The 763-nt window shown below is 42.1% G+C and carries 2 protein-coding genes; both read right to left on the bottom strand.

Annotated features, from left to right (window positions below):
• On the bottom strand, window positions 1-468 hold a 468-nt coding region (locus tag AC1DPZ_RS28395), incomplete at its 3' end, for a DUF4197 domain-containing protein (protein ID WP_477409842.1).
• A 41-nt stretch (window positions 469-509) separates the two neighbouring features.
• Window positions 510-763 (bottom strand): inorganic phosphate transporter (locus tag AC1DPZ_RS28390; protein ID WP_477409840.1); only part of this gene is annotated, 254 nt, incomplete at its 5' end.

Here is a 763-nt window from a genome sequence, read left to right as displayed (position 1 = left end):
GGATAATTGTGCTGTGGTGGTACGTTTAAAATAAAGGGTTGCGGCATCCTGGCTGCCTAATAAAATATTGGTAACATCCTGCAGGGTCATTTGCTTTATAGCGCCAATAAATATGGGTTTTGCCTGTACTGCGGCGTCTTCTGCTGCATGGTTGAGGGAAGTTATCACATTATCACAAAGGTTGCCTAAACCAATGCTCCTGAGGGTTTTTTCTGCTTTTTGAGCTTCGGGCGGAAAAAGTATCTTAACCTCGGCATTCTTCAAAAAGCCATTCACTACCGAAAGTTTGTCTGAGCTTTTACCGGTGCCTATTTCAAGTGCCTGTTTAAGGCCGTTGCCAATTTCTAATGTAGTAGGATTGCCCTGGGGAATTGTTCCGGCAGCCTGGGCCACCTGGTTCAGTGTATCGCAACTGCTAAGTGTTATAAAGAACAATAAAACAGTTATGGAAAATATTTTTGTTTTCATAGTGGTTAAAAATAGCAAAAATGCCGCCAACTGTTAAAAAATTATCCAATCGCCTTTAATAAGGCAAATACACCTGCAGCTATTAAAGCAGAAATAGGAATAGTTATTATCCAGGCCCAAACCAGGTTAATGGTTACCCCCCAGCGTACCGCAGAAACGCGCTTGGTTAAGCCGACACCAATAATTGAACCCGTAATTGTATGTGTTGTTGAAACAGGAATACCAAATCTTTCAGTTATAAAAAGGGTAATGGCACCGGCAGTTTCGGCACTTACACCTTCAAGCGGTGTAACTT

This window comes from Mucilaginibacter sp. P4_G9 (assembly GCF_056400985.1).
Note: the sequence above shows the minus strand (reverse complement) of the source record. Positions and strands in the feature narration are given on the sequence as shown.